Raw genomic sequence first — 6,646 nt, forward strand, 5'->3', positions numbered from 1 at the left:
ACGCGCAGCTCACAAGGCTGCGCTGTGCCGTTTGCAGACACGAGCCTCCTGATCCCGGAACACGCTCTGCGAGTCTTTTATGAACACACGTCCGTTGTATTTCGATTACGCCGCCACCACCCCGGTGGACGAGCGGGTCATCCAAGTGATGATCGAGTGTCTGGGTTTTCACGGTAACTTCGGCAATCCGGCGTCCAGCTCCCACGTCTATGGTCAGCAGGCCCGGCAAACGGTAGAGCAAGCCCGCCGACAGGTCGCCGAACTGGTGGGTGCCCAGGCCGAACAGATCGTCTGGACCTCCGGTGCCACCGAGTCAAACAACCTCGCCCTCAAAGGTGTCGCCCAAGCGCGCGGCGTCCCTGGCGGCCACATCATTACCAGTCAGATCGAACACAAAGCCATCCTCGATACCGCGCGCCAATTGCAGGACGCCGGCATCGCCGTGACCTATCTGGTACCGGACGCCGAAGGCCTGATCACGCCGCAAGCAGTCAGCGAAGCCCTGCGCGATGACACTTTTCTAGTGTCGCTGATGCTGGTCAACAATGAGCTGGGCACGGTCAACGATATTCAGGCGATTGGCGACGTTGTGCGCAATCGCGAGGCGCTGTTTCACGTAGATGCGGCGCAGGGCGCCGGCAAGGTGCCGATCGATCTGGCGCAATTGCCTGTCGATCTGATGTCGTTCTCGGCACACAAACTCTACGGCCCCAAGGGCATCGGCGCGTTGTACGTCGGCCCTCGGGCGCAGCAAAAGCTGCAAGCGCAGATTCACGGCGGCGGCCACGAAGGTGGCCTGCGTTCCGGGACATTGGCGACGCACCAGATTGCCGGGATGGGCGCAGCATTCGCCTTGGCCGCTGCCGCGTTTGCTGAGGAGAAGGGTGCCATCGTCGCGTTGCGCGAGCGTCTGCTCGAACAACTGTTGCGCCTGCCGGGTGTGCGCCTGAACGGCAGTGCCAGTCAGCGCATTCCGCACACCTTGAGCCTGACGTTCAGCGAAGGCGAATTTAACAGCGCCGCGTTGAGCCACTCGATCGCGTTTTCCGCGACCTCAGCCTGCAATTCTGCGAGTAACGCACCGTCTCACGTGCTCTTGGCCCTGGGCCATGACGGGCATTTGGCCGGGCGCACCATCCGCCTGAGCCTCGGCCGTTTCACCACTGCCGAGGATATCGAAAAGGCTTGCGAACTGATCAAGACCGCCTGCGCCAGTGCTCCGGCATTCTGGGCGACAGGGCTTTAAACCGCCGACCTAACGGCTACGAACAATAACGAACAAGTGATTAGCAGGAGACATGATGAGTACCCAGACCTTGACCGAAGGATCGGTGCCCCAGCGCCTGGCGCATACCCGCGAACTGATGCGCCGCGAAGGCATTCACGCACTGTTGGTGCCGTCTGCTGACCCGCATTTGTCGGAATATCTGCCGGGTTACTGGCAGGGTCGGCAATGGCTGTCGGGATTCCACGGTTCGGTGGGCACTTTGATTGTCACCGGTGATTTCGCCGGTGTCTGGGCCGACAGTCGTTACTGGGAACAGGCGACCAAAGAACTCAATGGCAGCGGCATCGAACTGGTCAAGCTGCAGCCGGGTCAACCGAGCCCGCTCGACTGGCTCGCCGAACAGACACCGGAAGGTGGTGTGGTGGCGGTTGATGGGGCGGTGATGGCGGTGGCTTCGGCGCGCACGCTAAGCAGCAAACTTGAAGCGCGTGGCGCTCGTTTGCGTACGGATATCGATTTGTTGCAGGAAGTCTGGGGCGACCGCCCGACACTGCCGAATGCAGCGATCTATCAGCATCTGCCGCCACAGGCGACCGTCAGCCGTGGCGAGAAAATCGCCAAACTGCGCGAAACCTTGCAGGCACGCGGCGCTGACTGGCACTTCATCGCTACCCTCGACGACATCGCCTGGCTGTTCAACCTGCGCGGCGGCGATGTGTCGTTCAACCCGGTGTTTGTTTCCTTTGCGTTGATCAATCAACAGCAAGCCACATTATTCGTGGCACTGAGCAAGGTTGATGCGCAGCTGCGTGCCGTGCTGGAAGCCGACGGCGTTACCCTGCGTGACTACAGCGAAGTCGCTGCAGCCCTGCGCGCAGTGCCAAGTGGTTCGAGTTTGCTGGTGGATCCGGCGCGGGTCACCAGCGGTTTGCTGGATAACCTCGACAGCGGCGTGAAGCTGGTCGAAGGTCTGAACCCGACGACCTTGGCCAAGGCGCAAAAAAGCGAAGCTGACGCTCAGCACATCCGTAAAGCGATGGAGCAGGACGGTGCAGCGCTGTGCGAATTTTTCGCCTGGCTGGAATCGGCCTGGGGGCGTGAGCGCATTACCGAGCTGACCATCGACGAGAAACTCACGGCGGCCCGTGAACGTCGTCCGGATTATGTGTCGCTGAGTTTCAACACGATCGCTGCGTTCAACGCCAATGGTGCGATGCCGCATTATCACGCCACGGAAGAAGAGCACGCGGTGATCGAGGGCGACGGTTTGTTGCTGATCGACTCGGGCGGTCAGTATCTGGGGGGCACCACTGACATTACGCGGATGGTGCCAGTCGGAACGCCGACCGAAGAGCAGAAACGCGACTGCACCCGCGTGTTGAAAGGCGTGATCGCGTTGTCGCGAGCACAGTTCCCGAAAGGCATTCTGTCGCCGCTGCTCGACGCAATTGCCCGCGCGCCGATCTGGGCAGAAAGCGTGGATTACGGTCACGGCACCGGTCATGGCGTCGGCTATTTCCTCAACGTCCACGAGGGCCCGCAGGTGATTGCCTATCAGGCCGCGCCCGCGCCGCAAACCGCGATGCTAGCGGGAATGATCACCTCGATCGAACCGGGGACATATCGTCCGGGCCGTTGGGGCGTGCGCATCGAGAACCTGGCGATGAACCGCGAGGCTGGCAGCAGTGAGTTTGGCGAGTTCCTCAAGTTTGAAACCTTGACCCTGTGCCCGATCGACACCCGTTGCCTGGTGCCTGCGTTGCTGACTCAGGAAGAGAAACAGTGGTTCAACGCTTATCACGCCGAAGTGCGCGAGCGTTTGAGTCCGCTGCTGGAAGGCGCGGCGCTGGAGTGGTTGAACACCCGCACTGCTGCTATTTAAGTGATTGACGCTCGGGCGCTGCTGGCAGCGCCCGAGTGATGACTTCCAACTAGACTTGGCGCAACGCCTCTTCGACGAAGTCGAGTCGATCCTGACCGAAGAATAACTGGCTGCCGACGAACATACTCGGTGCGCCAAACACACCGCGCTTAACCGCGGTCTCGGTATTGTCCTTGAGTGCGGTTTTGACTGACTCGTCGTTGGTCAGCGCCAGCACTTCCTGTGGATCGAAACCGTGCTCGATCAACACCGCCGCAACGGTAGCAGGTTCATCCAGAGCGCGGCCCTCCACCCAAAGTGCATTGAACAAACAATCGATGAAGGCCCGGAAACGCTCAGGCTGGCGCAATTGGATGCCCATGACGGCACGCATCAACATTAGCGTGTTGATCGGAAAGTGCGGATTGAATTTGAGCGGCACGCCATAACGTTTTGCGTAGCGGTCCAGATCCTCAAACATGTAGCGACCCTTGGCGGGGATCATCGCGGGAGATGCATTGCCGGTCGCCTTGAACACGCCGCCCAGTAGCATTGGGATGTAGATCAGATTGCTATCGGTTTGCGCGCAGATCTTTGGCAGCTGGGTGTAGGCAAGGTAAGTGGCGGGGCTGCCCAGATCAAAATAGAACTCCACGGTTTTTTTCATCGTGCCGCACTCTCGTTATTGTTGTTTGGGGGAGGGCTCACCAGCGTTCGTTCCAGGGGCGCAGATCCAGCTCGAACGTCCAGGCATCCCGTGGCTGGCTGTGCAGATACCAGTAATTTTCGGCAATGTGTTCCGGGTTGAGAAGCCCGTCCTGATCCTTGGTGGCGTACTTCTCGGGGAAACTGTTGCGGATAAAGTCGGTATCGATAGCGCCATCGACCACCACATGGGCAACGTGGATGTTCAACGGGCCGAGCTCTCGCGCCATGCTTTGCGCCAGTGCGCGAATACCGTGTTTGGCGCCAGCGAAGGCGGCGAAACCGGAGGCCCCGCGCAGCCCGGCGGTAGCACCGGTGAACAAAATAGTGCCGCGTTGGCGGGTGACCATGCGTTTGGCCACTTCTCGGGCATTGAGAAAACCTGAGAAGCAGGCCATTTCCCAGATCTTGAAATACTTGCGAGCGGTTTCTTCTAGGATACTGCAAGGCACGTTGGCGCCGATGTTGAACACAAAGGCTTCGATCGGACCGAGGCGGGTTTCGATGTCCTCGATCAATGCAATCACGTCTTTCTCTTTGCGGGCATCGCAGGCGAATCCATGGGCTTCGCCGCCTTCAGCTTGAATCGCTTCCACCAATGGTTGCAGTTTATCGGCGCTGCGTCGGGTGACGCAGGCGACGAATCCTTCCTTGGCAAAGCGTTTGGCAATCGCTCCACCAGTGGCATCTCCCGCACCGACAACCAATACGATCTTCTTGTTATTCATGGGTAGGTCCCTTTGCTAAACGATCGTTAAGTGAACGAACGTTATGCTAGGATTTGCACAACGTCAAGGCGCTCAAAACGAGGTCAAACCGCATGCGCTATTCCGCCACTCACAAGCTTGAAACCCGAGAGAAGTTACTGCAGAGCAGTGCGTTGTCCGCCAAGAAAGCAGGTTTTTCGACGGTCGGCGTGGATGGTTTGATGAAGGCTATCGGCCTGAGCGGCGCGGCGTTCTACAGTCATTTTTCGTCGAAGGATGAATTGTTCACAGCCATCGTCGAGCGCGAGTTGGCTCAAAGCCTTGAGCGGTTGGGCGGGGAGGGTGCGCAGGATCGTGAGCGATTGGAGCGTTGTCTCAAGCACTATTTGAGCATGGCTCACGTCGAGCAACCGGAGGTCGGTTGTGCGCTGCCGGCGCTGGGCGCAGAAATCGCCCGATCAGGCGTTGAGGTGCGCGAGCAGGCGCAGTTGTGGATCTGTCGGCTTCAGGAGAGTTGGGCACGAATACTGGGCAGCGACAGCCTGGCGTGGTCGATTCTGTCGCAATGCGTCGGCGCATTGGTGGTAGCGCGAATGCTGTCCACACTGGACATTCAGCGCACCGTGCTGAAGTCCAGTCATGAACAGATCAGTCGTCAGCTGGCCGAGCCGCGCTGACCTATTTGCAGATGACGATCATGCTTCGGCTGGTGTAGCCGGCAGGGTTGAGGCCGAACGGATAATCACCCGGCTCTTCCACGGTGTCGCCGGATTTGGCGATGACCTTGTAGCCTTTTGGAGCACAGGCGTTGGCAGCGCTGGTGTAGCACTTGTCCCAAGAGGACGAAAGTCCCGAACAGTTGATGTGCAACCCTTTCTTTCCGCGTTTTACCTGTGTTTCCGAGGTTGCCGCACAACCCGCAACTGCCAGTATGGCGACCAGTATCAAAAATCGTTTCATTACCGTCCTTATAGCAGCCGCGAGTCTGTCGCTCGGGTCTGCAAGTGTTCGATCGCGCGTGAAGCGTTCTGATATCCGTATGCGAAAAAATCCATGTCTGGCACTGAGTTAGAGGCCTAAACATGGCCTAAAAAAGCGCCAATTGCCAGACCTTCGTCAAATCCTGTTTCAATCTGCCGGGATGGCAGGCTTGGCGGCACTGCCCATGGTCAGGGTTGCGCCAACGGAGGCCAGAATAATGCACATGATCGCCATCCATTGTGACAATGTGAGGTACTCCTGCAGGAACAGTAAGCCCGACAGCGCACCGAATGCGGGTTCGATGCTCATCAAGGTGCCGAAGGTTCTTGCGGGCAGGCGGGTGAGGGCGACCATTTCCAGCGTGTAGGGCAGCGCGGTAGACAAAATGGCAACGCCGATGGCTACAGGGATCAGGGACGGCGTTAATAGCGCAGCGCCTGCATGTACGATACCGATCGGAGCAACGAAGAGAGCGGCGATCATCACCCCCAATGCGGCGGTGGTGACGCCGTTGTCAGCGCCGGCTTTCTGGCCGAAAAGAATATAGAACGCCCAGCAGACGCCAGCGCCCAAGGCATATCCGGCGCCCAGCAGATCGATTCCGGCAGTTGTGGCTCCGGTTGGAATCAACAGCAGCAGGCCGGCGGCGGCCAGAGCAATCCAGAGAAAATCGATGGCCCGACGCGACGAGTAAATGGCTACGGCCAAAGGGCCGGTGAACTCCAGAGCGACGGCAATTCCCAAGGGAACTGTGCGTAACGACATATAGAAGAGGAAGTTCATGCCTCCCAGTGCCATCCCGTAGACGATCACGGTGCGCAAGGATTTGGCGGTGAGCTTGGCGCGCCATGGGCGCAACAGGAGCAGCATGATCACGCTTGCGAAGATCAGGCGCAGGGTGGTTGTCCCCTGAGCACCTACGACCGGGAACATGCTTTTGGCCAGAGAGGCGCCGGACTGGATCGATGCCATGGCTATTAATAGCAGGCCAACCGGAAACAGCATTGAGGCAAGAGAGCGGGGTTGGTCATTCATTGCGTGGCTTCGTCCAGGATAAGAACAGGATCATTGTTGTAGTGTTGGGCAATATACTGCGCATTCGCTGCCCTCGCGTCTATATATAGCCACGGTTTTTACCAAGTCGATAGAAAAAGCAAATTAACG

General features: G+C 58.8%; 7 protein-coding genes. 3 read left to right on the top strand and 4 right to left on the bottom strand.

Going from position 1 to position 6,646, the window contains the following annotated elements; all coding sequences use genetic code 11:
• Positions 1-79: 79 nt before the first annotated feature.
• Together ACQ4OE_RS22860 and ACQ4OE_RS22865 are read left to right on the top strand one after the other, a co-directional pair.
• Complete coding sequence (locus tag ACQ4OE_RS22860) at positions 80-1,246, top strand: aminotransferase class V-fold PLP-dependent enzyme (RefSeq protein ID WP_430948002.1); 1,167 nt, start codon at positions 80-82, stop codon at positions 1,244-1,246.
• 55 nt (positions 1,247-1,301) lie between these two features.
• A complete protein-coding gene (locus ACQ4OE_RS22865) occupies positions 1,302-3,110 on the top strand; it encodes an aminopeptidase P family protein (RefSeq protein WP_430948003.1) in 1,809 nt (602 codons plus the stop codon).
• A 49-nt stretch (positions 3,111-3,159) separates the two neighbouring features.
• Here the strand turns inward: ACQ4OE_RS22865 and ACQ4OE_RS22870 are convergent, their stop codons facing one another.
• Together ACQ4OE_RS22870 and ACQ4OE_RS22875 are read right to left on the bottom strand one after the other, a co-directional pair.
• Positions 3,160-3,756, bottom strand: coding sequence for a 2-hydroxychromene-2-carboxylate isomerase (locus ACQ4OE_RS22870; protein WP_430948004.1), 597 nt, complete (start codon positions 3,754-3,756; stop codon positions 3,160-3,162).
• A 37-nt stretch (positions 3,757-3,793) separates the two neighbouring features.
• Positions 3,794-4,522: an SDR family oxidoreductase gene (locus tag ACQ4OE_RS22875; protein WP_430948005.1), complete on the bottom strand. Its 729-nt coding sequence runs from the start codon at positions 4,520-4,522 to the stop codon at positions 3,794-3,796.
• A gap of 92 nt (positions 4,523-4,614) precedes the next feature.
• Here ACQ4OE_RS22875 and ACQ4OE_RS22880 point away from each other — a divergent pair, with 92 nt between their 5' ends.
• Positions 4,615-5,178, top strand: a complete 564-nt coding sequence (locus ACQ4OE_RS22880) for a TetR/AcrR family transcriptional regulator (RefSeq protein ID WP_430948006.1) — start codon at positions 4,615-4,617, stop codon at positions 5,176-5,178.
• Position 5,179: 1 nt separating this feature from the next.
• On the opposite strand, the gene ACQ4OE_RS22885 is transcribed toward ACQ4OE_RS22880, so the two are convergent.
• The gene (locus tag ACQ4OE_RS22885) at positions 5,180-5,461 is read right to left on the bottom strand and encodes a hypothetical protein (protein WP_122591834.1); all 282 of its coding nucleotides are present in this window, start codon (positions 5,459-5,461) and stop codon (positions 5,180-5,182) included.
• A 168-nt stretch (positions 5,462-5,629) separates the two neighbouring features.
• Positions 5,630-6,517 (bottom strand): threonine/homoserine exporter RhtA, encoded by an 888-nt coding sequence (gene rhtA / locus ACQ4OE_RS22890; protein WP_430948007.1) that lies wholly within the window; start codon positions 6,515-6,517, stop codon positions 5,630-5,632.
• Between the last annotated feature and the right edge of the window lie 129 nt (positions 6,518-6,646).

Origin of the sequence: Pseudomonas sp. WC2 (assembly GCF_050586545.1) — a bacterium.
Classification (GTDB): Bacteria; Pseudomonadota; Gammaproteobacteria; order Pseudomonadales; family Pseudomonadaceae; genus Aquipseudomonas.